23 protein-coding genes are annotated in these 25393 nt (G+C 30.1%); 1 reads left to right on the top strand and 22 read right to left on the bottom strand.

The annotated features are described in order from the left end of the window. Positions 1-13: 13 nt before the first annotated feature. The 12 genes from buk (L21TH_RS11350) to L21TH_RS11410 form a co-directional block, all read right to left on the bottom strand. Positions 14-1090, bottom strand: a complete 1077-nt coding sequence (gene buk, locus L21TH_RS11350) for a butyrate kinase (protein WP_006316443.1) — start codon at positions 1088-1090, stop codon at positions 14-16. Between the two features lie 21 nt (positions 1091-1111). Then, entirely contained in the window at positions 1112-2017 is a 906-nt protein-coding gene (gene ptb, locus L21TH_RS11355) for a phosphate butyryltransferase (protein ID WP_006316444.1), read from the bottom strand. Beyond that, positions 2010-3101, bottom strand: coding sequence for a butyrate kinase (gene buk / locus L21TH_RS11360; RefSeq protein WP_006316445.1), 1092 nt, complete (start codon positions 3099-3101; stop codon positions 2010-2012). The genes ptb and buk (L21TH_RS11360) overlap by 8 nt, the downstream gene beginning before the upstream one ends. 241 nt (positions 3102-3342) lie before the next feature. Next, positions 3343-5058: a sigma-54 interaction domain-containing protein gene (locus L21TH_RS11370; protein ID WP_006316448.1), complete on the bottom strand. Its 1716-nt coding sequence runs from the start codon at positions 5056-5058 to the stop codon at positions 3343-3345. Positions 5059-5075: 17 nt separating this feature from the next. Continuing rightward, on the bottom strand, positions 5076-6326 hold the full coding sequence (locus L21TH_RS11375) for a CdaR family protein (protein ID WP_034430013.1): 1251 nt from the start codon (positions 6324-6326) through the stop codon (positions 5076-5078). After that, a complete protein-coding gene (gene cdaA / locus L21TH_RS11380) occupies positions 6304-7140 on the bottom strand; it encodes a diadenylate cyclase CdaA (RefSeq protein WP_006316450.1) in 837 nt (278 codons plus the stop codon). Before cdaA ends, L21TH_RS11375 begins: the two co-directional genes overlap by 23 nt. A 279-nt stretch (positions 7141-7419) precedes the next feature. Then, complete coding sequence (locus L21TH_RS11385; protein WP_006316451.1) at positions 7420-8634, bottom strand: CapA family protein; 1215 nt, start codon at positions 8632-8634, stop codon at positions 7420-7422. Positions 8635-8728: 94 nt separating this feature from the next. Beyond that, the gene (locus L21TH_RS11390; RefSeq protein ID WP_278244308.1) at positions 8729-9445 is read right to left on the bottom strand and encodes a PrsW family intramembrane metalloprotease; all 717 of its coding nucleotides are present in this window, start codon (positions 9443-9445) and stop codon (positions 8729-8731) included. A 21-nt stretch (positions 9446-9466) separates the two neighbouring features. Next, the gene (locus tag L21TH_RS11395) at positions 9467-9700 is read right to left on the bottom strand and encodes a hypothetical protein (protein ID WP_006316453.1); all 234 of its coding nucleotides are present in this window, start codon (positions 9698-9700) and stop codon (positions 9467-9469) included. A 147-nt stretch (positions 9701-9847) separates the two neighbouring features. Beyond that, a complete protein-coding gene (locus tag L21TH_RS11400) occupies positions 9848-10213 on the bottom strand; it encodes a DUF1667 domain-containing protein (RefSeq protein ID WP_006316454.1) in 366 nt (121 codons plus the stop codon). A gap of 2 nt (positions 10214-10215) precedes the next feature. Further along, a complete protein-coding gene (locus L21TH_RS11405; RefSeq protein ID WP_006316455.1) occupies positions 10216-11469 on the bottom strand; it encodes an NAD(P)/FAD-dependent oxidoreductase in 1254 nt (417 codons plus the stop codon). Positions 11470-11471: 2 nt separating this feature from the next. Continuing rightward, positions 11472-12929 carry an NAD(P)/FAD-dependent oxidoreductase gene (locus L21TH_RS11410; RefSeq protein ID WP_006316456.1) on the bottom strand — a complete coding sequence of 486 codons (1458 nt, stop codon included), beginning with the start codon at positions 12927-12929 and terminating at the stop codon, positions 11472-11474. Positions 12930-13192: 263 nt separating this feature from the next. Between L21TH_RS11410 and L21TH_RS11415 the strand changes: the two genes are divergently transcribed. Continuing rightward, the gene (locus tag L21TH_RS11415) at positions 13193-14269 is read left to right on the top strand and encodes an FAD:protein FMN transferase (protein WP_006316457.1); all 1077 of its coding nucleotides are present in this window, start codon (positions 13193-13195) and stop codon (positions 14267-14269) included. A gap of 30 nt (positions 14270-14299) precedes the next feature. Here the strand turns inward: L21TH_RS11415 and ptsP are convergent, their stop codons facing one another. The 10 genes from ptsP to abc-f form a co-directional block, all read right to left on the bottom strand. After that, positions 14300-16012: a phosphoenolpyruvate--protein phosphotransferase gene (gene ptsP, locus L21TH_RS11420; protein WP_006316458.1), complete on the bottom strand. Its 1713-nt coding sequence runs from the start codon at positions 16010-16012 to the stop codon at positions 14300-14302. Between the two features lie 13 nt (positions 16013-16025). Next, positions 16026-16289: an HPr family phosphocarrier protein gene (locus tag L21TH_RS11425; RefSeq protein ID WP_006316459.1), complete on the bottom strand. Its 264-nt coding sequence runs from the start codon at positions 16287-16289 to the stop codon at positions 16026-16028. Between the two features lie 90 nt (positions 16290-16379). Further along, positions 16380-16727 (bottom strand): PTS fructose-like transporter subunit IIB, encoded by a 348-nt coding sequence (locus tag L21TH_RS11430; RefSeq protein ID WP_006316460.1) that lies wholly within the window; start codon positions 16725-16727, stop codon positions 16380-16382. Between the two features lie 43 nt (positions 16728-16770). Then, positions 16771-17229 (bottom strand): PTS sugar transporter subunit IIA, encoded by a 459-nt coding sequence (locus L21TH_RS11435; protein ID WP_006316461.1) that lies wholly within the window; start codon positions 17227-17229, stop codon positions 16771-16773. Next, positions 17230-19251, bottom strand: coding sequence for a BglG family transcription antiterminator (locus L21TH_RS11440; protein ID WP_006316462.1), 2022 nt, complete (start codon positions 19249-19251; stop codon positions 17230-17232). 212 nt (positions 19252-19463) lie between these two features. Further along, a complete protein-coding gene (locus L21TH_RS11445; protein WP_006316463.1) occupies positions 19464-20438 on the bottom strand; it encodes a type I phosphomannose isomerase catalytic subunit in 975 nt (324 codons plus the stop codon). Positions 20439-20560: 122 nt separating this feature from the next. Continuing rightward, a complete protein-coding gene (locus tag L21TH_RS11450) occupies positions 20561-21175 on the bottom strand; it encodes a DUF5317 domain-containing protein (RefSeq protein ID WP_006316464.1) in 615 nt (204 codons plus the stop codon). Continuing rightward, positions 21165-22451, bottom strand: a complete 1287-nt coding sequence (locus L21TH_RS11455; RefSeq protein ID WP_006316465.1) for an HD-GYP domain-containing protein — start codon at positions 22449-22451, stop codon at positions 21165-21167. Before L21TH_RS11455 ends, L21TH_RS11450 begins: the two co-directional genes overlap by 11 nt. A 263-nt stretch (positions 22452-22714) precedes the next feature. Then, entirely contained in the window at positions 22715-23338 is a 624-nt protein-coding gene (locus L21TH_RS11460; RefSeq protein ID WP_006316466.1) for a hypothetical protein, read from the bottom strand. 99 nt (positions 23339-23437) lie between these two features. Continuing rightward, on the bottom strand, positions 23438-25354 hold the full coding sequence (gene abc-f / locus L21TH_RS11465) for a ribosomal protection-like ABC-F family protein (RefSeq protein WP_006316467.1): 1917 nt from the start codon (positions 25352-25354) through the stop codon (positions 23438-23440). Positions 25355-25393 lie beyond the last annotated feature (39 nt).

The raw sequence follows: 25393 nt of genomic DNA on the forward strand, positions 1-25393 counted from the left end.
CACTTAATTAAGCTTACTTATACTCTTTTGGCTCTTCTTCTCCTCTTAGAACTCTAAGTCCACCTTGTGCTAAAGCTATCATTTCATCTTCTCCTGGGTAAACAAATACTTTTGAAATAAATCCTACTCTTTCTTTTACCCAACCTACAAACATATCGTCGTAAGCAATTCCTCCAGTAATAACTATTCCATCTACTTCTCCTTTAAGAACTGCTGCACAACTTCCTATATCCTTTGCTACTTGATATGCCATAGCTTTATATACAAGCTCTGCTTTCTCATCTCCATTTTTAATCATTTTAACTACTTCTCTACCATCATTTGTTCCTAGATAAGCTACTAAACCACCATTACCTTTTATTTTCTTTTTAATATCTGCAAGAGTATATTTTCCTGAGAAGCAAAGTTTAGCTAAGTCTCCTACAGGTAATCCTCCTGACCTTTCTGGTGAAAATGGTCCTTCACCATCTAATGCATTATTTACATCTATAACTCTACCTTTTCTATGAGCTCCTACTGAAACTCCTCCACCTAAATGTGCAACAATTAAATTAACTTCTTCATAAGATTTACCTAATTCTTTAGCTGCTCTTCTCGCAACTGCTTTTTGATTTAGCGCATGGAAAATACTCTTTCTTTCTAATTCTGGCATACCTGATATTCTAGCTACATCTTCCATTTCATCAACAACAACTGGGTCAACTATAAAAGCTGGAATATTAAGCTGTGAAGCTATTTCGTTAGCAATAATACCACCTAAGTTTGATGCGTGCTCACCTAAAACTCCTACTTTTAAGTCCTCAATCATAGGTTCATTAACTTTATATGTTCCTCCATCGATTGGCTTTAATAGTCCACCTCTACCAACTACAGCACTTAGCTTTGTTATATTAAATCCTTTTTCATTTAAAGTTTCTAGTATAATATTTTTTCTAAATTCATATTGGTCATAAATTTTTTCATACTTTTCTAATTCCTCAGATGAATGTCTTAATGTTTCTTCTAAAACTGGCTTTTCATTATCAAAAATAGCAATTTTAGTAGATGTTGAACCTGGGTTTATGATAAGTAATCTAAAAACTTCACTCATTTAGTATGCTCCTTTCTTTTCCTATTTATTTGATGCCATCAGTACTCCTAATGCAATTGAATTTAATTTTGCTTCGTCACTGTCAGCTCTTGATGTCAATACAACTGGTGCTTTAGCTCCTACTATAACCCCAGCATTTTGTGCTCCTGCTAGGAAAACTAAAGCTTTATATAAAATGTTACCTGCTTCTATATCAGGCATTAATAATATATCTGCATCTCCTGCTACTACGTGGTCTATTCCTTTATGCTCTGCAGCTTCTTTTGAAACAGTATTATCTAGTGCAAATGGTCCTCCCACTACACATCCAGTAATTTCACCTTTTTTATTCATTTCTTCAAGGTTTTGAGCATCCACAGTATCTGGCATTTTAGGATTTACCTTTTCTTTAGCACATACTACTCCAACCTTTGGCTCTTCTATATCTAATGAATGTGCAACAAATACTGCATTTTCTAATATTTGTTTCTTTTGCTCAAGACTTGGGGCTATATTCATAGCTGCATCTGTAACGAAAAGAATTTTGTGATATCTTTCTAAATCAAATACAGCTACATGACTTAAGACCTTACCTGTTCTTAAGCCTATTTCTTCATCTAAAACTGCTTTTAAAATTATTGAAGTATCAACTAGACCTTTCATTACCATGTGAGCTTTTCCTGTACTCACTAATTCAACAGCTTTTCTCGATACTTCTTTTAAATCTTTTACATCAACTATTTCAAATTTGTCTACATTCATACCAATTTCATTAGCTTTACTTACAATCTCTTCTTTATCACCCACTAATATAGCATCGGCAATTCCTAAGTCATTTGCCTCTTTAACTGCTGATAAAACTTCTTTATCCTGGGCAACAGCTACTGATATAGTTTTTGGTCCCTTCTTTTTGGCTAATTCAAGTACATCTTTGAATCCTTTAATCATCAATTTTCACCTCGTTTTCATATATTTTTGCTTCTTCTTTTCCTTCTAGTACACGAAGAACACCATTATTTAAAGCTTCTTGTTCATCTCCACCTGGATAAATTGTTATTTGAGCAATAAACTCCACCATATCCTTGATATACTCAGTTAATAATTTTGAATATGATAATCCTCCAGTTAATATTATGTGATTTACATCACCATTTAATACTGTCGCCATAGCAGCTATTTCCTTAGCAATCTGATATCCCATAGCTTCAAATATTAGTTTGGCTTTTTTATCTCCATTTTCAATCATTTTAGTAACTTCTCTCGCATCATTAGTTCCAAGATAGCCTACTAATCCACCTTTACCTTTTATCTTAGTTTTTATTTCTTTATATGTATATTTACCTGAAAAACACATCTTTGCTAAATCTCCTACAGGCAAACTACCAGTTCTTTCAGGTGAAAATGGTCCCATCTCATTCGCATTATTCACATCAACAATTCTGCCCTTTTTTACAGGTGCAACTGATATACCTCCACCTAAATGTGCAACTATTAAATTTAACTCTTTTAGCTCTTTATTTAACTCATCAGCCAATCTATGTGAAACTGCTTTTATATTTAAAGCATGTAATAATGATTTTCTTTTTATTTCTGGCATACCTGATATTCTTGCCACTTCATCAAATTCATCTACTGCTACCGGATCTACTATATATGCTTTTATGCCTTCCTTATCTGCTATACCTTTCGCTAGTATACCTCCTAAATTCGAAGCGTGCTCCCCTTGTACACCTTTTCTTAAATCCTCTATCATTTTTTCTGTAACTAAATATGTACCACCTGGCATAGGACGTAAAAGTCCACCTCTACCAACAACAGCTCTTAAACTTGATGTTTCTATCCCTTCTTCTTTTAACCAATTTAAAATTAGATTTAATCTGTATTCATATTGGTCTACTATACTATTAAATTTTTCTAAGTCGTCTGGTTTATGGTCAATACTATTTAGGATAACCTTTTCCTTATTGTTAAAGACTGCTACTTTAGTTGAAGTAGAGCCAGGGTTTATAACTAAAATATTTTTTCTATCCATCCTTTCACCCCTTAATCATTTATCCATATTATTTTAGTTGCAATATATATGCCAATAATTATAATATTTCTTTTTTCGACATAATTTTCTCTCAAGTCTGCTTGTTTAGTATGTTTTGTGGTAAGTGTAATTTTTGGTAAAAAATCATTTATTCTACAAATAGAACATCTATCTTTAGCTTTTGCGAATTGTTGCATGCATATTTTTGCATACTTTGCGCCAGCATGCAATTTTTTGCATACTATTTTCTTATCTTATATTTATCCATTTTATAGTAAAGACTTCTGATTGAAATACCTAGCGCTTTTGCAGTCATAGTTTTATTATATCCATATTTATTTAATGCATCCTCAATAAATCTTTTTTCTGCTTTTGAAATATATTCATCTAATGTTATATTTTCTACTTGTTTCTTATCAATATCATTATTAGGTGTATTTTGGCTAGTAAAGGGTTCAATTTGTGGTAAATGTTTTTCTTGGATTATATTTTCATTATGTTTCATATTTATTATTGACCTACCAATAACATTTTCTAATTCTCTAACATTCCCTGGCCAGTCATGCTGTCGTAATCTTTCTAATGCTATGTCTGAAATGTCTATAACACTTCGTCCGTATTCTTGATTAAATTTTTTTATAAAGTTTAAGGTTAAATAATATATATCATCTTTTCTTTTCCTTAGAGGAGGAATATTAATAGGAACTACATTTAATCTGTAATATAAATCCTCTCTAAACTTACCTTCTTTTACAGCTTGTTCTAAATCCATATTTGTAGCTGCTATTATTCTTACATTAATGCTTATAGGCTTTGTTCCACCTACTCTAACTATCTCCCTTTCCTGAAGAACCCTAAGTAATTTTACTTGGGTACTTATACTTATTTCCCCTATTTCATCTAAAAATATGGTTCCATTGTTAGCTTGTTCAAAGTAACCTTTTTTTCCACCTTTCTTAGCTCCTGTAAATGCACCTTCTTCATAACCAAATAACTCACTTTCAAGCAAGCTTTCACTTAATGCAGCACAATTTACTCTTACAAATTGACCAAATCTTCTATCACTGGCATTATGTATGGCATGTGCAAAGAGTTCCTTTCCTGTACCACTTTCTCCCCTAAGTATAACTGTAGCTGGAGTTTCTGCTGCTTTCTTAGCCCTTTCTATTGCTGAACGAATCAATTCATTGTTGCCTACTATATCATCAAATGTGTATTTTGCTTCTAATTTTCTTATTATTTCCTTTGCTTCTTTCAATTCATTTGTCAATTTTATAATCTCAGATACGTCGTGTAATACTCCTACACTCCCCCTCAGTTCTCCGTCAACCATTATTGGTGCTGCTTCAGCAATAACCTCTTTTCTATTAGGCCCAACCTTTAATCTTGCATTTTTTACAGGCTTTTTTGTTTCTAAAACCTTCATATGAATACTTTCACCTTCTGCTATATCTACTGTCGCAGGCTTACCTATTACATCTTTTTCTCTAAGACCTGTAAGTTTTACATATGCAGGATTTACAAGAACTCCCATCCCTTTGCAATCAACAACTGATATTGCATCCTGGGTAGCATGGAAAATTGCTTCTAGAAGACTTTGCACTTCTTTAAGATTAGTTATTTCTTCCGCTAACTCTATAACATCTGTAATATCTCTAAAAACTGCAACTGCCCCAATTATATTACCATCTTTATCCTTAACCGGCATTCTATTTGTTATAATTTTTATATTTCCTAAATCCTGTTGTCTATTAAGCTCAAAATCTCCAGTTTCTAAAATATACATTAATCTAGTATTTATAATTACTTCTTTTACAGGCTTTCCCAATGCATAATTAGCCTTTATACCAGTTAGTCTTTCAGCTGCTTTATTAAAAAGTGTAATTATTCCTTTTTTGTCTACTGCAATCATTCCATCATGGGTTGAGTTTAATATCACTTCTAGTTCTCTTCTCAAATTAATCCTCCTTATACTTAAGAATCATTTTCTGTTTGATTTTCTTCTTCGTCTGTTACATTTTTTAATACAATTTTTAATTTTTTAGGATTAATATTAATATCATCAATACCGTATATAGATTCATTTTTTATACTAACCTCATACTCACCTTTTGTAAGGCCTTCTAGGTCTAAATACAATGATATATCTTCTGAGGATAAATTTTGAATTTTACTTTCAATCCCTTTTACATTAACTGATATTTCTTGTAAAGGCTCAATTATCTCTACTCCTAAATTATCTTGTTTATTTCGTAAACTTATATCTTCCACATTAATTTTAATCTCTTTATCTAATATTTCCTCAATACCTACTCTTACCACTGGATTTTGAGCATCTCCTATAACCTCTACTCCCTGTGGTATTTGTAATGGAATTTCTCGCTTAATATTACTAATGGTATAACTTATATCTACTGGTTGTGTCTTAATTGATTCAATTTTATCAAGCACTTCTTTTCTTCCCTTTATTTTTACTACTGTAGGGTTTACTATTACACTTGTTATTTTAAAATCTTTTAATGGCTCACCTTTTAATTGAGGTTCAACTGAAACTATTTTTACAGGTAAAATAGGTACATTTACATTAACAACATTAGGATTTACTTCTACTGTACCCACTTCTTCTCCTTTATCGTTTATTGGTTTTAGTGGTAAACTCGTATTTAAGTCACTAGACAATTCATTAACATCAACTGTTATAGTAACAGTGTTAACTGAATTTACCCAACTTCTTGGTCCTTTTACTATGACTGAACTTGGACTTAACTGAAACTTCCCTAAGCTATAACTATCTGCAACTTTACCTATAGTTTTTATAGTAACAGGTAGTTGCTTTTGTATAATTTGGTCAAACTTAAATAAAATTTGTTTAGGAGTAAAATCTATTATTTCTAATTCATCTGGACCCTTTACCTCAACAGGAACTTTATTTACACCTTCCGAATACCCCCTTACGTCTACTTGTGCTATGATATCTGTATTTGTTATATTAACTAAATCATTTCTTCTTCCTGTTACTTTTACATCTATTGTAGCTTCCTTAGGGTCCATTAGAACTAATCCTGACTGTTCTACCGATTCTAAGTTCAATATATCAACTTTTACATTTTTTATCTCTTTATCAATTTGTGGGTTCATTTCGCTCATAACATAAGTCCACATGATAACAGCAAAGACAATAGATATAATTTTTATAGTTATATTATTCGGCTTCTTCTTTTTCATCACTCTGCCTCCATTTTTTGAATAAACTTTGTTTTTGCTCGTTAGGCTTATATACTTCAAGTAAAATTTGTCTTAAAGTTTTTATATCTATATATCTAGATAATTTACCGTTATCAGCTACAGAAATTGCTCCTGTTTCCTCTGATACTATAAGCGATATAGCATCTGACCTCTCCGATATACCTAATGCTGCTCTATGTCTAGTTCCTAATTCCTTACTTAAGTCCATATTTTCTGTCAAAGGTAAAAAACATCCTGCTGCCCTAACAACATTATCTCTAACTATAACAGCTCCATCATGTAGTGGTGTATTAGGAATAAATATATTTATTAATAGTCCACTGGAAATTAATCCATTTATTTCAGTACCCGTTTCTATTACTTCATTTAGTCCTGTTTCTCTTTCGATTACTATCAAAGCACCTATTTTTTGTCTAGAAAGGGATGCTGTAGCTTCAACTATTTCATCTACAATATGGTTTATATCCTCATCTTTAACTTCTATAAAGGATTTGGTAAAAAAACGACTTCTTCCTATATACTCTAATGCTCTTCTAAGTTCAGGCTGGAAAACTATAAGCAAAGCTATAACCCCTACTGTCATGGTTTTTTCAAGTATCCATTGTACAGTATGTAACTCTATCCATTCACTTACTTTTGTAGCAACAAATAAAACCAAAATTCCTTTAACTAATTGTTCAGCCCTTGTTTCTCTTATAAGCATGAATAATTTATAAAATGCAAATGCAACTATGGCAATATCTATAAAATCTCTTATCCTCATATTAAAAAACAATTCTTGAAAAAACTGCAATTCAGTCACCTCTAAGCATTAATATAGTATTAATTTATATATTCTTTTTTTATTATCATATTCCTGTTAGTAAACCATAATTTTATCTAGAAAATTTATAGTTTATACATTTTTTCATTCATTTAGGTAATAAAATTGAATAGGTAAAAAATACATATCTTCTTGAAAAATACCTTCGTAAAATCCGTTTGTTTATATTTAAGATAAGTTAAAATAGTAAAATAGTTCCATTTCTGTTAATCCAACAAATTATCAAAAAAACCAGAGATAATCTCAAATTTACCTCTGGTCCATTTTTGTCATAGTACTATTAAATGATTTCTTCATTCTACTAAATACTTCTTTACTTAAATCCTGAGCTTTATTATTTAAATACTCTTCTACTGGCAATATTTCATATTTATACTTTCCATCTTTTCTATATCTATTTACCCAAGTAGGTATATATTCAATTGACTCTATACTTATAATTTCATTTACATAATCTTTTTGTAATTTTAATATAACAATAACGCCATCTTCTGTATATCTATTGTTTACTGTTTCATATCTTTGATTTGATATAAAATTCCCCATTGAATATATGATAAACTTATTTTCACCGTTATATTCTAAAATGTCAGATTCCTGAACTACATGAGGATGACTACCAAGAATTATATCAGCTCCCCATTTTACCATTTTTTCAGCCAACTGTTTCTGAAAAGGTGATGCATTTCTATGATACTCATTTCCCCAATGTATAAATATTACTGTAAAATCAGCTCCTGCTAGTTTAGTTTTTTCTATATCATTTTTTATTCTGTCTTCGTCTATTAGATTTATCATATACTTTAATTCATCTTTAGTTAAAAGACTCTCTAAACCATTACATCCGTAAGTATAACATAAAAAAGCCACCTTTACTCCCTTTACATTTTCAATAAGTATATCGTTGTTTGGTGTCTTATATGTACCTATATTTTTTAAGCCATATGTTTTTATATTATCAATAGTCTCTATTATTCCTTCTTTTCCTCTATCTAAACTATGATTATTTGCTGTAGCCAATATATCATAGCCAGTATTCTTTAATGCTCTTACAACTACTTTTGGAGAATTAAATCTAGGGTAGCCTGTAAAACCATGTTCTCGCCCCGCAGTTACAGTTTCTAAATTGCCAATAGCAATATCTGCTGATTCAATATATTTTTTCACTGGTTTAAATGGACTCTCAAAATCATAAGTACCAGTTTTATTGTCATATGCACTTATTATCTGTGTTGTATGAAACATTATATCTCCTGTAGCTGCTATGGATATATTTATCTTACCCATATTAGGATTTCGTATATATTTTATCTCTCTTTTGTTTAGCGTTTTTACGTTCTTATTAAAGTTAATAAATTCCAAATCTCCGCTTGTCCCAATGCTACTTGAAAAAAATTTAGCAAGGAATACAGAAGATAAAAACAATAAAATTACTAGACTTATAACTATCTTCCTTTTTTTCATATTAAGTCCCTCACTTATTATTTTAAAATAATCTCAATTTATTTATAATATTCTACATTTATCTTCTAATTCCTCTCATATATGTATAGTTTTATTACTCTTCTCTATCTTTTTTTAAATACCGCCTTCCTGATTCAATTATATATTCATTTAATTTAATCTGATTAGTTCTCCATATATATATTATGTATGGAATAAATAAGACAGCAAGCATTGGAATTCCAGACATTAATATAAAATCAAATATACCATGTAATATTGCAGGTATTATAAGTGCTTTTCTTAAATATTGTCTTTCTACCTCTTCATTATCTGAGTATTTAGCTAAAGATAAATAATATCCCATAGTCACAGCAAATATACTATGGGCTGGTACTGAAAGTATACCTCTATATAAACCCACAAAGGGATTGTAAGTAGTTGTAAACCTAAATACGTAAACTATATTTTCTACAGTTGCAAATCCTAATGCTGAAAAAACTGAGTATACTATACCATCAAGTTTTTCATTAAAAAATCTACTATTATAATTTAGTCTAAGTACCACTTCTCTTTTGAAAAATTCTTCAGTAAATCCTGCCACTATAAATGCTGTATAAGCAATACCTAAAATTCCAGGCAAAATATTAACTGACATCAATAGTCTCTCAAATACTATGGTTGGAATTATGGAGAGTCCTCCAAAAATAAATGTCTTAAATAATAGCTTTATAGGTTCTCTGTCGTATCTATCACTTAAATAAATAGCTAATGCTATAGATATTGCAGGAGTTATAGCTATAATCAACAGTCTAGTTAGCAAACTATTCACCTCTTCTTATGTTATTATAAACTACTTTTGCTCATTTAAATAAGTAAGAATATCATTCGTAGAATCTATTACTTCCTGCATTTTTTCCCTTAAACTATAGAATTTCTGTGATAGTTCTTCATCCTTATCAGTTCCATTATTATTTGAAGTTAATAATAAATCAATACCTGATATAAACTCCATATTACTCCAGTTATTTTTCTCTACATCTTTCATTTGATTAATTATATTTTCTATTGTGTTATAATCTTCCATATTATGCACCTCCTATAAGAATATTTAAAATTATTATTGACTTATAGGAGGTTTTATATGCTTAAAAAGTGGCCAAAGCCTGACCACTTTTTAAGTATTTAATACTAAAAAAATAATTAAGCCACTAACCACTTACTACTAACACCCCTATATTTCCTTTGCATTTCTAGTGGCAACTATATCTACTCCAGTATCTAAAATATCTTTAACTATAATATCACCTATTTTAACAGGTGCTGTCACCTCAGTATTTGATATAACTTCCATAATATCGAATATTTTTTCCTTAGGTACTGGTTCTGATGTTTTAACTGAAACTACAGGATGTACACTATTATTAACTTTTACTGTAGTAGTCACTATCCTTTTTGGTGCTGTTAATTCTTCAATAGCATACTTTTCCCCTCTTTTGCATTTGTTCCCATTTATCATGAAACCATTATTTTCTTTTTTTATATCAATTGTGCATCCTATGGGACAAACTATACAAGTTAGAGTTTTAGCTTCATTCATCCTTATACCCCCTCTACAAAAAACTCTATTTCATTACCTACCAACTTCTCAAATTGCTCTTTTTTAATTGAAAACCCTATCATCTCACCAGGAGTAAATTTAACTTCTCTTTTTTTAGCAATTACTTCATCACCAACTTTAGCTTTTATAACATGATTTTTATAGACATTTTTAACCCTCATATAAAATCTAACTTCATTTTCTATATTGTTAATATTAATATTTTGGGGAACTACATAACCAATACCATATCCATTTTTAGTCTTATGTGTAATATCTGTATTCATTTCATCTTTTACAAATAAAGCTGCTCCTTTACCGCTTAAATATCCCTCTTCTGTCACATAATCTACTAAATCGTGTACATGAACCACATTACCACATGCAAATACCCCTTCTTTACTTGTTTGCCTTAACTCCCCAACTACAGGACCATTAGTTCTTCTATCTATTTTTATACCACAAGCCCTTGTAAGCTCATTTTCTGGAATAAGTCCCACAGATAATAATAATGTATCGCATTTAATAAACTCCTCTGTCCCCTTTATTGGCTTTAAATTTTTGTCTACTTTCGCTATCGTAACACCTTCTACTCTATCCTTTCCATGTATATTAACTACAGTATGACTTAATTTTAGTGGTATACCATAATCATCTAAACATTGAACAATATTTCTAGTTAATCCATTTGAATATGGCATAAGCTCAACTACACATTTTACATCTGCTCCCTCAAGGGTCATTCTTCTAGCCATTATAAGTCCAATATCTCCAGAACCTAATATAACTACCTCTTTACCTGGCATATATCCTTCCATATTTATAAACCTCTGTGCTGTTCCAGCTGTAAATACTCCTGCAGGTCTACTTCCAGGTATATTTATTGCTCCTCTAGTCCTTTCTCTACAACCCATTGCTAAAATAACTGCTTTAGCTTCAATAATCATATAACCATTTTCATTATTTATTGCATGTACTTTATTTTGTTCATCAATTTGTAAAACCATTGTGTCAACTATTACTTCTATATTTGTTTTATCTATATCATCAATAAATCTTTGACTATATTCAGGCCCTGTTAATTCTTCACCAAAATGATGAATTCCAAAACCATTATGAATACATTGATTTAATATACCTCCTAATTCCTTATCCCTTTCTATAACTAATACTTTATTTACTCCATTTCTATAAGCTTCATATGCAGCTGCTAACCCTGCTGGACCACCACCAATAACTACTACATCATACTTCATAGTTAACAATCCCCCTTATAATCCTCGAAAGCTTTTTTTGTTCTATCAACTAATATATTTGAACCCTTATTTCTCTTCTGAATTTCTTCCATAGGAATATTTAACTCTCTACTTATGATTTCAATTATTCTAGGTGTACAAAATCCTCCTTGACATCTACCCCCAGTAGCTCTTACTCTTCTTTTTATTCCATCTATTGTACTTACTTTGATTGGTCTATTTAATGCTTCAATAATTTCTCCCTCTGTAACACTTTCACATCTACATATTATCCTTCCGTATCGTGGGTCTTTTTTGATAAGCTCATTTATTTCTTCTGGGCTCATATTTTCTGTTCTATTTATAGGTGTTCTATATGGATTAAAATTTTCTTTCTCTTTTAATTGAAGTCCTAAATTCGAAACAATATCTACTACTTTAACAGCAATAGCTGGAGCTGAAGTTAACCCCGGTGAATCAATTGCTGCTACATTTATAAAACCCTTTATTTCACTTTCTTCAATAATGAAGTCACCATTCTTTGAACTAGCCCTTAAACCTGAAAATGAAGTAATAACTTTCCTTCCATCTACTTCAGGAATTGATTTCTTTCCCGTCTGTAATATTTCTTCTAAAACTTCTTTTGTTGTATCTATATTTCCTTTATCATCTATATACTCGGCACTTGGTCCCAATAAAAGATTACCATGATAAGTTTTAGTTACTAATACTCCCTTTGTTCCATTTTTAGGAGTTTGGAATATAACACTGTTTGCTAAATACCCCTGTTCCTTATCAAATAGTAGATATTGCCCCCTTCTAGGCGTTATGTCAAAATCATTTATACCAACCATTCTAGCTATATCATCGGCATGTACCCCTGCTGCATTTATTACATATTTTGATGTGAAATTTCCCCTATTTGTTTTTATTATGAAACCTTTTTCTTCCTTGTTTATATCAACTACCTCAGTTTCTAAGTGTAATATCACACCATTTTCAACTGCATTTTCTGCTAATGCAATAGCAAATTCATAAGGTGATATAATCCCTGCTGTTTTACAGTAAAGTCCTATTTTTACCTCCTTATTTATATAGGGTTCTTTTTTGCTTATAAACTCTTTATCTACTATTTCAAGACCTCTTGCACCATTTTTTAGTCCATTCTCATATAATCTTTTTATTTCTTTTTCATCATCTTCATCGAAACCTATTACAAATGAACCTATTTCTGCAAAACCAAAACTTAATTCCTTATCAAGTCTTTTAAACATACTATTTCCTTTAGCACTTAATTCTCCTTTTAAAGTACCGTGCTTTGCATCATATCCACCATGCACAATACCACTGTTTGCTTTAGTAGTTCCACATGCCACATCTTCACTTTTTTCAAGCCAACATATATTCAAATCATACCGAGACAATTCTCTTGCTATTGCACTTCCTATTACTCCTGCACCTATAATACATACATCATACATAATATTAACCCCCTTTATTTTCATAAAAATAAAAAGGCCACGACTAAATAAACCTCCTTCCAGAGGCTTTTTAGTATGGCCTTCTCTCACTCTCAAACCAATATTTACTTTTATAATATAATTATACCATTAAATATTTTGGCTAACAAGTTATCAGTTTATATTTATTCTCATTTGTTTAGTAAACTTTCCAAAAGTAAAATTTAATGGTATAATTTATTTCATAATTCGTTATTCTATTGACTAAAGAGGAGGACTCTTTTATGGCTAGAAAATTACAAAAGAATATTATTATTTCAGTGTTAGTAATTACTTTACTGCTTACTTTAGGATATAATTTGTTTTTTTCAAAGGGTAAACAATACACAAATGAACCTATTTCTAAGACTGGCTTTTTATTGGGTACTATAGTTGAAGTAAAAATTTATGACCAAGTTGATGAAGCAATATTTGATAAAGTATTTAATATACTAGATGAAATAGAAAACAAAATGAGTGTAAATATTCAAACAAGTGAAGTTTCTAAAATTAACAATAATGCTGGTATTAAAAGTGTTAATGTATCAGAAGAAACTTTCAATGTAATAAATAAAGGAAAATATTATTCATCTATTTCAAATGGTAATTTTGACATCAGTATAGGTCCTTTAGTTGAACTTTGGAATATTGGTAGTGGTAATGAACAGATACCATCTTCTAAACAAATACAAGAAGCTCTTAATAATATAGATTATCGTAACATTATTTTAGATAAATCAAATTACAGTGTTAGATTATCTAAAAAAGGTATGATGATTGACCTTGGAGGTATTGCAAAAGGTTATGCAGCTGATAAAATAGCTTCTTATCTGAAAGATAACAACATAAACAGTGCCATAATAAATTTAGGAGGCAATGTATATGCTTTAGGAGCAAGACCGGATAAAACCCCTTGGAAAATAGCAATACAAAACCCATTAGAAACTAGAGGGACTTATTTGGGAACCGTAGAATTAAAAGATAAATCTGTAGTATCATCTGGTGTGTATGAAAGGTATTTCGTACACAATGACAAAAGGTATCATCATATCCTAAGTCCTTTTACTGGTTATCCTGTAGAAAACTCTTTACTAAGTGTTACTATTGTTTCTGATAAATCTATTGATGGTGATGGATTATCTACTGCAGTTTTCACATTAGGTTTAGATAAAGGAGCTAATCTAATTAATTCCCTTGAAGGAATAGAAGCAATATTTATTGACGATAAACAAAATGTTTACATTACTACTGGACTTAAAAATAGCTTTGAACTTACAGATAACGAGTTTACTCTAAAAATTTTATCGAGTAATATAGATTAATAAAACCCCAGAAAAAATCTGGGGTTTTTGTTAAAATTCTATTTTTATATTTTCTTCAATAAATTTCTTAACCTCTTCAGCAGTTGGCAAGTTTATAACTTTTTCAGCCATCTCTTTCATTTCTTCTCTTGATAAGTTGTTAATTATCCATCTAGCTTTAAGTATTGATATCGGACTCATACTAAACTCATCTAATCCCATACCTATTAGAATTGGTATTAATTTAGGGTCTCCTGCAACTTCTCCACACATTCCAACCCATATTCCTGCTTTATGCCCATTATCAATAACCTGTTTTACTAGTCTTAGTAATGCTGGATGGAATTGATTATATAAGTACGAAATTTGTCTGTTTCCTCTATCTACTGCTGTTGTATATTGAAGTAAGTCATTTGTTCCTATACTAAAGAAATCCACCTCTTTAGCAAATACATCTGACATAATTGCTGCTGCAGGTATTTCTATCATCATACCTACTTCAATTTCTTCATTGAATTTAACATTTTCGCTTCTTAGTTCTTCTTTTACTTCTTCTAATATAGCTTTAGCCTGTCTAAGTTCCTCTATACTTGAAATCATAGGGAACATTATTTTTATATTTCCATATGCACTTGCTCTTAATAATGCTCTTAACTGAGTTTTAAATATGTCAGTTCTATCTAAGCATAATCTTATAGCTCTATATCCTAGGAAAGGATTCATCTCTTCAGGCAGCTCTAAATATGGTAAATCTTTATCTCCACCTATATCTAAGGTTCTAATTACTACTGGTTTTCCTTCTAATCTTTCTGCAACCTCTTTGTATGCTTCAAATTGTTCATCTTCTGTTGGTAGGTCATCTCTATCCATATATAAGAACTCTGTTCTATATAAACCTACTCCTTCCCCATCATTTCTAATTACTCCATCTACATCTTTTGGTGTACCTATATTAGCTACTAATTCTACTTCAAATCCATCTTTAGTTTCACTTTTAGCACCTTTAAGCTCAGCTAGTCTTTCTCTGAATTTTTCATACTCTTCTTTTTTATTTTTATATTCTTCTATAACTTTTTCCTCTGGATTTACAATTACATTACCTTCTTCACCATCAAATATTAAAATGTCACCGTTTTTAACACTTGTTGTTATACCCTCTACACCTACTACTGCAGGTATTTCTAAAGTTCTAGCCATTATAGCTGAGTGTGCTGTCTTTCCACCTATTTCAGTAACAAATCCAAGCACTTTTTCTTTATCCATCTGAGCTGTATCCGATGGAGTTAAATCCTCGGCTATAATTATGACTTCTTCTTCAAGTCTTGATAAATCAGTTGTTTCAATTCCAAGTAACTGTTTAATTACTCTGCTAGAAACATCTTTAATGTCTGCTGCCCTTTCTTTCATGTATTCATTATCCATGCTTTCAAATATTTGAACGAAATTATTAGTTACTTCATTTAATGCAAATTCTGCATTAACCTCTTCAGATTTAATCTTTTGCTCAACTTGACCAAAGAACTCTGGGTCATCTAATATCATACTATGAGCTTCAAATATTTTAGCTTCTTTCTCTCCAATGTTTTTTAATGTATGCTCATAAAGCTTATTGATTTGTTCTTTACTTACTTTTCTAGCTTCTTCTAGTCTCTTAATCTCAGCATCAACATTTTCTATACTCTTCTTTTCAATCTTAATCTCTGGGTCTTTCTTTACTAGGACTTTACCTATAGCGATCCCTGGTGATGCTCCTATTCCTTTCATTTAGTATACACTCCTATTCTCCGAAGTTGTTCTCAACTAGCTCTTTTAATGCTTCCACTGCTTCCTTTTCATCGTCACCTTCAGCTATTATTTCAAGCTTATCTCCTTTGCTAGCTCCCATACTTAAGATACCCATTATACTTTTTCCATTGAATTTTGTACCATCTTTTACTATTGTTACTTCTGATGTATATTTAGAAGCTTCCTTTACAAATATACTTGCTGGTCTTGCATGTAAACCTGTTTCATTTTGTAATACAATTTCTACTTTTTGCATTTATTATTCCTCCTTTTATTTTTTATATTTATAATAAAAATATTAATTAGCTAATTTGATTGATACTTGCATAAGTTTAGCAACTAATTTTTATAAAGTCAATACCTTCTTTTCTCCTTTTAAATAATCCTTGATGCTATTAAGTATTGAATCTGATTTTTTAATGATATCTACAACACTTACCTTAAATACTTCTTTATCTTTAAATCTTTCTTTGTTTATAATATCTTTATCCTTTGTCAAGATAACTAAATCGGCATTTTTTATATTTTCTTGCGATAGTTGATTTTCAATGCCTATTTTACCTTGAGTTTCAACTTTTATTTGTATTCCTACCCTTTTTGCTGCTATTTCTAAAGCTTCAGCTGCTAAATACGTTTGTGCTAAGCCTGTAGGGCAAGCTGTTACTGCAACAACTTTAATCTTTGTCACCTCCATCTACAATGGGGTTCATCCAATAACCTAATATCGTTATACTTTACTATCTGTCCTTAAATATAGAATTAAATAAACTAATAAATTTATCCTTGCTATCTATTGATAAAAGAGCATGTCTAAACTCTTCATTAACTAACTTTCTTGACAATGCAGATATTGTTTCTAAATGCTGTTTAGAATCAGTTTCTTGTGGTACTGCTAATAGAAATACTAAGTTTACAGGCTTACCATCAACTGAATCCCAATCTACACCTTTTTTTAATCTACCAAAGGCAATAGTAGGTTTTTTTACATCTTTACATTTTCCGTGGGGGATAGCTATTCCATATCCAATCCCTGTAGTAGAAAGCCTTTCCCTTCTAAAAACTTCTGATAAATAACCATCAAGATTATACAGTCTATTTTGAACATTTATTAGCTCTGCTAATTCTATTATTACTTTTCTTTTGCTACTCTCACTTACATCTAACTTTATTAAGTGTTCATTAATAAGCTTACTCATCTAGCTCTTCCTCTCTAGTAGCACCTCATAAATTTGCTCAGATGTCTTGCTATCTCTTATTGTATTTAAAATATCTACATTGTCTAACATAGAATAAAAGCTTTTAAAAAATTTCCTTATTTCATTACTTGCCTCAAAACCAAGAGCAAGCAGAAACACTATATCCACCTTTTCTCCTGACCAATCTATCGGCTCATTAAGAGTCGCTATTGCAATTGAAGGTCGATGGACTAATTTCTCATTTCCATGGGGTATAGCCACCCCTTTTCCTACTGCGGTTGATGTAACCTTTTCTCTATCTAAAACTGTTTCTATATATCCCTTCTCTACAAATCCTTTATTTACTAGTTCATCCCCTAATCTATTTATAACTTCTTCTCTACTACTTGCATTCATCTTTGAAAAAATTAGCTCTTGATTAAACAAACTATTTTCTTTGCTTTCTATGATTTCTTTATCAAATTTCCTAGTGTTTTCTACATTCTTTATATATTTTTTTACTCTTTCTATATCGTTTGCATTTACAAACACACTAATTTGAACTGTTGGTTTTGACGTGTATTTAAAAGGTATTGTAGTTATGACTATATCAAAGTCCTTGGGATTTATCTTATCAACCTCATGCACTGAAGTAATGTCTACAATCTCTAATCCATGTATTTCTTTTTCTAATCTAACAGCAACAAGTTGCGCTGTTCCTATCCCGCTACTACACACAACTATTGCTCTTGTTTTTTTATTTAATCTTTCTAAAGCTGCTCCTATGTGTATAGATAAATACCCTATCTCTTCTTCAGTAACTTTAACACCAAAAAACTTTTCAAACAGTACACTTGTTGCCCAAGCTGCACCAAATACACTAGGGTAATTATTCTTTATATCGTCTAATAAAGGATTTCTTAAGCTTAAACCATATTTAAGTCTATTTATTGCAGGCCTTAAATGTAATGCTAATCCCGCTAGCAGCTTTTTATCTTTAGTAAAATCCACAGATAGAATGTTTCCAATTAATTCTACTATTTCTTTTGCCAGCTCTAAAATATTAGAGTCAACATTTTTTAATACATCATTAACTTCATTCGAATGAAAATTTTCTTTTATTTTAGCTCCTAAAACGTGTAATGAAATATATCCTACTTCTGGTTCTGGTACTTCTATATCAAACTCTTTCTCTATTTTTTTTGCTATCCACGCTGCTATTTCGTATTCTTTTTTCTCTTTAATTACTGACAGCTGCTTTGACTCCATATCTATATCTTTATTCTGTTTTATTCTCTTAATTCCTATTGCTATATGAGCTATTAACCCTGCAAATGCTTCATCTGTTAATAAAAACTCCATTTTCTTCTCTGCTTCTGACAATATATCCTCTATTTTTCTTATATCTATATCTGAAAAAACTTTTTTTATATATTCATAGTCTTCTCTACTTATTCTACTATCTACTTTTTCAAAATTATCTTGATTTTGCAAAATATTTTTTATTTCTTCATCGTTTTTAAGTAAAACTAATAAATCTGCTGCTGCTTTTCTCCAGTTCTTTTCATCTCCTACTACTTCTATTCCATAATTCTGCTTTCTTAAAAGCTTAAGATTATATTTTTCTAGCCATTTCTCTACTTCTTCTAAATCCTTATATATAGTAACTCTACTTACATAAAGCTCATCTGCTAAAAGCTGCATTGTAATAGATTCGTTTGATAATAATAACCTCTTAGTTATATATAACTGTCTTTCTTCTGAAGAATAAGGTTGAATATATACTTTACTTTTACTAATTGCTTCTCTAAGTAATATTCTCTCTTCTTGATTAGCTTCCAACCAAACTCCTACTCTAGGCTTCTTTATAAGCTTTCCATATTTACCACATTCAAAGTATTCTTCAATATGCTTAAGGTCATTTCTTATAGTTTTATTTGAAACATCCAATTTCTTTGCTATGTTATTTATTGTTATTGGCTCAACTTCATTTAGTAATATGTTTATAATTTCCCAACATCTAGAGTTAGGAACATCATTCATTTTTAACACCTCAAAAGTCTATTTATATGAAACTAAATTATTATTGTGGTAGTCTATAAATAAATAGATTGACTTTCTATTATAAAATAATATCATAACCCTTTGTTCTTTTCTAGTTTTCAAAGTTAATAATATTTCACTTATTAATGTGGTAATTATTTATAAATAAAGAAGGTAGTTGAAAATCGAATTTTCAACTACCTTTACCACATTTATTTAGCAACATTTAATATTTCTCTTTCTACTTTTTCAACATCTGGTACATAGCTTTTTAATAGTTTCATCTTCCCTATTACTTCATATTCTCCTAAAGTAGCTGGAATTAATAAGCTGTCCCCCATTTTTATTTCTTCTATTCCATTTCTATACTTAATTTTCCCTTCGCCTTCTACACAAGTAAATATATAAAACCTTTCTTTATCACTTTTTTCTGCAAAACTTGTATGTACATCATATAATTCTAATGCAAAGTGTTCATTTAAGCAATAGTAAGTTTTGCTATAACCAGATTTCTTTACAGTTAATCCTTCGCTCTTCTTTCCTTGCAGCTCAAAATCAATAACATCTAAAGCCTTTTCTATATGCAACTCTCTACCTCTACCATAATCATATACTCTATATGTAGTATCACTATTTTGCTGAATTTCTGCAATTATTAGGCCCTCTCCCATAGTATGTATTAATCCACTTTTAATTAAATATACATCACCTTTTTTTACTTTTACCACATTCATATATTCTTCTGGGTTACCATTATTAATAGCCTGTTCAAATTCTGCTTTTGTACAATTATTTGTTCCTAAAATTAGTTTAGCATCTTCTTTTGCGTCTACTACATACCAAACTTCTGTCTTACCCATATCTCCTTCAACTTTTCTAGCATATTCATCGTCAGGATGCACTTGTACTGATAACTTACCACTAGTATTTAATAATTTTATTAATAATGGAAACCATTCAGTAGAAATCTTACTACCTACTAGCTCTTGACCCTTTTCTTTAATAAGGTCATCTAGTCTCATGCCTTTATGCTCGCCATTTGATATCACACTAGTACCATTTTTATGGCATGCTACATCCCAGCTTTCACCTATTTTACCTTCAGGTAAATTATCCCTAAAGCTTTCTAGGTCTCTACTTCCCCAAACTTTTTCGCAATATATATTTTCGAACTTTAAAGGATACATATAAATTCCTCCTCTACACTCTTTTTTCAAACATTATCATTATACCATAAAATGTTAGCTAGTCTCCTTATTTTTATAATAATTACTTTATATAAAAAACGACCATTGTAGGTCGTTTACCGTTACATATTTTTGCTTTTATATTGAAATCTTATCATATTAGGCTTGTGCTTTGATAATTTTCTATTAACCATAGCTCCCTGTAAAAAAAAGAATATACCAAGTGCAATAAAAATATCACCTATACTTATCATTTTAGGTAATGGATAAGGTTTAGGTATTGGTATAATGTCCCCTAAGAAAACTAATTTTGAACTATCTGTAACTAATGTATGAGTTGCTATTGATTCTTGTTTAAGCATATTTAGTTGGTCCATTAATCCTAAATTTTCAAGACCAGCTCCAGAAACAGGCATTTGTCCACCATTTGCCGTGATTACAATAAAGTTTAATAAAGTACCTATAAACACTAACACCAAAGATTTTTTATTAAAATTAAGTATGAGTCCAATAAATATCAATAAGTATGAAAAACCATGTATGTATATAAAATAATTATCAATGATTTTAGTAAAATTCCCTATTTTATTACTATATAAATAAACTGATGTAAATTCTAATATAAAACCTAAAATAAAAAGGTACCATGCTTTTATATTTATTTTTTCAATATTTTTTACCTTTCCTCCTCTTGCTTTACCTACAATAACTGAAGTAGCCATCGATTCAACCAACATTTTCAAGCAACTCCTTACTAATTTCTTGTCTTATAATTTTAATAAAAGCATCTGTCAATTTAGGATGAAACTGTGTACCAGAATTTTCTTTTATTTCCTTTATTGCCTTCTCCTTTGTAAGTGCCCCTCTATATGGTCTGTCGGTAGTCATAGCATCATATACATCTGCTATCGATAGTATAGCAGCTTCTAGGGGTATTTTATCTGCTTTTAATCCTTCTGGATAACCTCTACCATCATATCTTTCATGATGATATTTAATAATCTTTGCAACTTCATCTAAAAAGTCTACGTCCTTTAATATATCTGAGCCTATTACTGGGTGCTGCTTAATCATGTTATATTCAACATCTGTAAGCTTCCCTGGCTTTTTTAAGATTTCATCATCTATACCTATTTTCCCTATGTCATGTAAAAGTGCAGCTGTTTTAATATTTTCTATTTTTCTATCGGATAAGTTTAAAGCCTTTGCTAGTTTCACTGAATATTCAGCAACTCTGCAGGCATGTCCACTTGTATAAGAATCTTTTGCTTCTATTGTTTTGGTTAAAGCATGTATAGTCTCTATATACATATGCTTTGTATCCATATATAATTTAAATGAGTATCTTGCTAATAGTAATGGACCAAAGAATAATAAAACTGCACCTGAACCATAGCTTATATATGCTAATGCTATTATTACTCCAAGTGTTCCTACAGCAAACGCACTTAAATATACACCTTTCACATTGTTAAGCCAATTCTTTATAAACTTCTCCTCTTTTATTAAAGTAAATAGTATTGATAACAAAATAGTATTCAATAATGTATGTACTAATATTACAACTATAATAGTAAATAAAGAAAAATCAACTATTTCCTTATATAATTGTTCGTTTACATAAAAATATAAAATTCCTGAAATTCCAGTAACAATAATACTCTGGGATATATTGAAAATTGTTTTATAAATAGGTGTATTAAATATATGAATAAATCCTCTATTTTTAACTTTTGCAATTCGTAATGTAATACCAATTGATGTAACCAAAACTGCAGCTAAAGGACCTTCTGCAACAATAGTTGCTAAACTTATAGCAAACCCTACTGATAGTCCTGCTCCACTTGGTAATACAACTATCAATGATTCTGCTATTACTGATAATATTGTCCAAAATAATAAAATATCAAGATTAGGTAAGCTATATTTATTTACAATATAAAATAATAAAATTAAAGAACTTATAAACATACATATTATATACATAGATACTTTTTTAGAAATTTTCAACATAACTAATCCTCCCTAAAATAAAGACCGGCTCTTTATCTTTATGTATTTACTAAGTAAATATTAAATCCATGTCCAATTAGCTCCACTAGCTAATACTAGTGCTAATAAGCTTACTAATACCATAAGTATTTTTTTCATTTATATAGCCCCCTTTATTCTGATGCTCTGCTAATACGCTAGGTCAGCAGGCTATACTCGCTACGCTATGTATTTTCTTTTATAACTTTAAGTTAATTTTAGTTTATATATGTGAGCCGGCCTTATTAGCAATGATGCTTAACAATCCTTCTATTAATGGCATCTAAAGTTGATTTTACTACTGCTTCCTTTATATCTCTATTCACTATTGAACATCCACTAAATAACTGTTCTCCATAGTCTGAAATGAAAGAAATAGCGGTTACCACTACTTCTCTTCCCGCTAATGAAGTTATTTTTATATCCTCTAAAATTAAATTATTTTCAATACTTAAAAACTTCTCTACAGCTTTTAGTGTTGCAGAAGCAATCATACGCTGTGAATTGTATTTAGTATTCGGTCCTGAAGTCTCACCTATAAACAACTCTTCATCTTTTTCTAATACAACCTTTACCTTACCTTTATATCCTGATGTTGTATATTCTATAGTTTTAATCTTTAATCTAAAATTCCTTTCAGCAACAGATTTTTCGTCAATTTGTGCAATCGATATCTTTTTATGGTCTATATCTATACCAAATTTTGAAATTAATCCCGATTGAATATCCCGTGATACCTGTTTAGGGCTTCTGTTTATATCTGATAAGATATGAATTTCTTCAATATTGTCTTCTTTATCTACAATAACCTTACACGATATTACTGATTTTATCTGTTCTAAAAAACTTTCAATCTCTTTTATCTGCATACTATCACCTACATAACCAAATTTTGTTGTATATCTAAGTTATATATTCTATTCTAATCGCGAATTTCCTTTATTTTTCGAAAATTTATTTTATATTTTTTATTTTTTATTTTTCGACATTTTTTCGTTTAACTCAACCCATTGCTCTAATAAGCTATCTAACTTATGTTGTATTTGTTCCTTTTCTTTGTGTAACCTTTGTAGTTTGTCATAATCCGTGGCATGTTGAAGCATTTGATTATCCTTTGCTTTCAATAATTTTTCTACCTCTTTTATTTCTTTTTCTAAATTACTTACTTTTTTATTATAATGAGTTCTGATTTTTTGGTTTTTATCACTTAATTTCTTTTTCTTTTTTCTCTTTTCACTTCTATAATCTTGTTTGTTAAATGTATGTTGTTTTCCCTTTTCTCTTTTATAGTAATCATAATTTCCTTTATAATTTACTAGCTTTTTATCTTCTATTTCAACAATCCTTTCAGCAATTTTATTGATAAAATATCTATCATGGGATACAAATACTATAGTACCATCATATTCCAATAAAGCTTTTTCTAATATTTCTTTTGAATCAATATCTAAATGATTAGTAGGTTCATCTAATATTAATGTATTTATGTCTTGATGCATTAGCTGACATAATTTTAGTCTAGTTCTTTCACCACCAGATAAAGTCTTTACTTTTTTAAATACATCTTCACCGCAGAATAAAAATTTCGCCAATATATTTCTTGCTTTTCCTTCAATCATAGGAGCAACATGTCTAAAGGCTTGTAATACTGTGTGTTCTTCATCTTCAAAAGTTACCTCTTGTTCAAGATAACCTATCTTTATACTTGGCCCTATTTTTATTTCACCTTCGTCAATAGAGTACTCCTTCAATATTATTTTTAATAAAGTGGATTTCCCACTTCCATTTTTACCTAGTAACCCTACTTTTTCTTTTTTCAATACAAGTAAATCTACATCTTCTAATATAACTTTATCTTTGAATTTTTTCTTTAATCCCTGTATATATATAACTTCTTTGCCTGTTCTATTATCAGTTGAAAAGTCAAGCTTAATTTTATTTTTCTCTAATATAGGTTTATCTATTTTATCCATTTTTTCTATTCTCTTTTCCATATTTTTCGCTTTTTTAAACATATCTTCATTATCTGCCCTAGAACCCCAATCTCTAAACCTTTTTATAGCTTCCTCCATGGCTTTTATCTTTTTCTGCTGATTTTTATATGCTTGCATTTGAGCTAGAAGTCGTCTTTCTTTTTCTTCTATATAATAAGAATAATTTCCATTATACACATGGGCCTTCCCACCTTCAATCTCAATTATCTTCTGAACTACTTTATCAAGAAAATATCTATCGTGGGATATAATTAAAACTGTACCTTTATAGTCTTGTAAAAAGCTTTCCAACCATTCAATTGATTCGATATCTAAGTGATTAGTTGGCTCATCCAAAAGTAAAACATCAGGACTCTGTAATAAAGTCTTTCCTAAAATTACAGTAGTTTTTTCACCTCCACTTAAAGTGTCAAACTTCCTTTTTTTAAACTCTTCACTAAATCTTAAGCCCGTACAAATCCTATTTAACTTCTCTTCTATTTCATATCCACCATTGTTTTCAAATTTAATTTGTAAATTACTATATCTCTTCATTATTTTTTCTAACTCTGACTCTTTAACTGCTGACATTTTTTCTTCTAAATTTTGCATCTCTTTTTTTATGCTAAATAATTCTTTAAATGCAGTTTTTAATACATCCATAACTGAATAGCTTTTGGGATAGTCTGGTATCTGGTCAATATAACCTATTACAGAGCCTTTTTTTATCGATAATATTCCTCCATCATACCCTTCTCTTCCTGAAATTATTTTAAATATAGTAGTCTTACCAGTACCATTCACACCAACAATTCCTATTTTTTCTCCAGTATTAACTTCAAAGTTAATATCATCAAGCACTTTATTTGCTCCATAGTATTTTTGTATTGAATTTAAATTAAACTCTATCATTTTTGTTCCTCCTTTTTTGCAAAAATAGCCTAGGTGAGT

The organism is Caldisalinibacter kiritimatiensis (genome assembly GCF_000387765.1).
Lineage (GTDB): Bacteria > Bacillota > Clostridia > Tissierellales > Caldisalinibacteraceae > Caldisalinibacter > Caldisalinibacter kiritimatiensis.

Excerpts from the sequence above, each read along its gene's own strand:
- buk (WP_006316443.1), bottom strand. The coding sequence starts at position 1,090 with ATGAGTGAAGTTTTTAGATTACTTATCATAAACCCAGGTTCAACATCT.
- ptb (WP_006316444.1), bottom strand. The coding sequence starts at position 2,017 with ATGATTAAAGGATTCAAAGATGTACTTGAATTAGCCAAAAAGAAGGGA.
- buk (WP_006316445.1), bottom strand. The coding sequence starts at position 3,101 with ATGGATAGAAAAAATATTTTAGTTATAAACCCTGGCTCTACTTCAACT.
- L21TH_RS11375 (WP_034430013.1), bottom strand. The coding sequence starts at position 6,326 with ATGAAAAAGAAGAAGCCGAATAATATAACTATAAAAATTATATCTATT.
- L21TH_RS11385 (WP_006316451.1), bottom strand. The coding sequence starts at position 8,634 with ATGAAAAAAAGGAAGATAGTTATAAGTCTAGTAATTTTATTGTTTTTA.
- L21TH_RS11395 (WP_006316453.1), bottom strand. The coding sequence starts at position 9,700 with ATGGAAGATTATAACACAATAGAAAATATAATTAATCAAATGAAAGAT.
- L21TH_RS11400 (WP_006316454.1), bottom strand. The coding sequence starts at position 10,213 with ATGAATGAAGCTAAAACTCTAACTTGTATAGTTTGTCCCATAGGATGC.
- L21TH_RS11405 (WP_006316455.1), bottom strand. The coding sequence starts at position 11,469 with ATGAAGTATGATGTAGTAGTTATTGGTGGTGGTCCAGCAGGGTTAGCA.
- L21TH_RS11410 (WP_006316456.1), bottom strand. The coding sequence starts at position 12,929 with ATGTATGATGTATGTATTATAGGTGCAGGAGTAATAGGAAGTGCAATA.
- L21TH_RS11415 (WP_006316457.1), top strand. The coding sequence starts at position 13,193 with ATGGCTAGAAAATTACAAAAGAATATTATTATTTCAGTGTTAGTAATT.
- ptsP (WP_006316458.1), bottom strand. The coding sequence starts at position 16,012 with ATGAAAGGAATAGGAGCATCACCAGGGATCGCTATAGGTAAAGTCCTA.
- L21TH_RS11425 (WP_006316459.1), bottom strand. The coding sequence starts at position 16,289 with ATGCAAAAAGTAGAAATTGTATTACAAAATGAAACAGGTTTACATGCA.
- L21TH_RS11430 (WP_006316460.1), bottom strand. The coding sequence starts at position 16,727 with ATGGAGGTGACAAAGATTAAAGTTGTTGCAGTAACAGCTTGCCCTACA.
- L21TH_RS11435 (WP_006316461.1), bottom strand. The coding sequence starts at position 17,229 with ATGAGTAAGCTTATTAATGAACACTTAATAAAGTTAGATGTAAGTGAG.
- L21TH_RS11440 (WP_006316462.1), bottom strand. The coding sequence starts at position 19,251 with ATGAATGATGTTCCTAACTCTAGATGTTGGGAAATTATAAACATATTA.
- L21TH_RS11445 (WP_006316463.1), bottom strand. The coding sequence starts at position 20,438 with ATGTATCCTTTAAAGTTCGAAAATATATATTGCGAAAAAGTTTGGGGA.
- L21TH_RS11450 (WP_006316464.1), bottom strand. The coding sequence starts at position 21,175 with ATGTTGGTTGAATCGATGGCTACTTCAGTTATTGTAGGTAAAGCAAGA.
- L21TH_RS11455 (WP_006316465.1), bottom strand. The coding sequence starts at position 22,451 with ATGTTGAAAATTTCTAAAAAAGTATCTATGTATATAATATGTATGTTT.
- L21TH_RS11460 (WP_006316466.1), bottom strand. The coding sequence starts at position 23,338 with ATGCAGATAAAAGAGATTGAAAGTTTTTTAGAACAGATAAAATCAGTA.
- abc-f (WP_006316467.1), bottom strand. The coding sequence starts at position 25,354 with ATGATAGAGTTTAATTTAAATTCAATACAAAAATACTATGGAGCAAAT.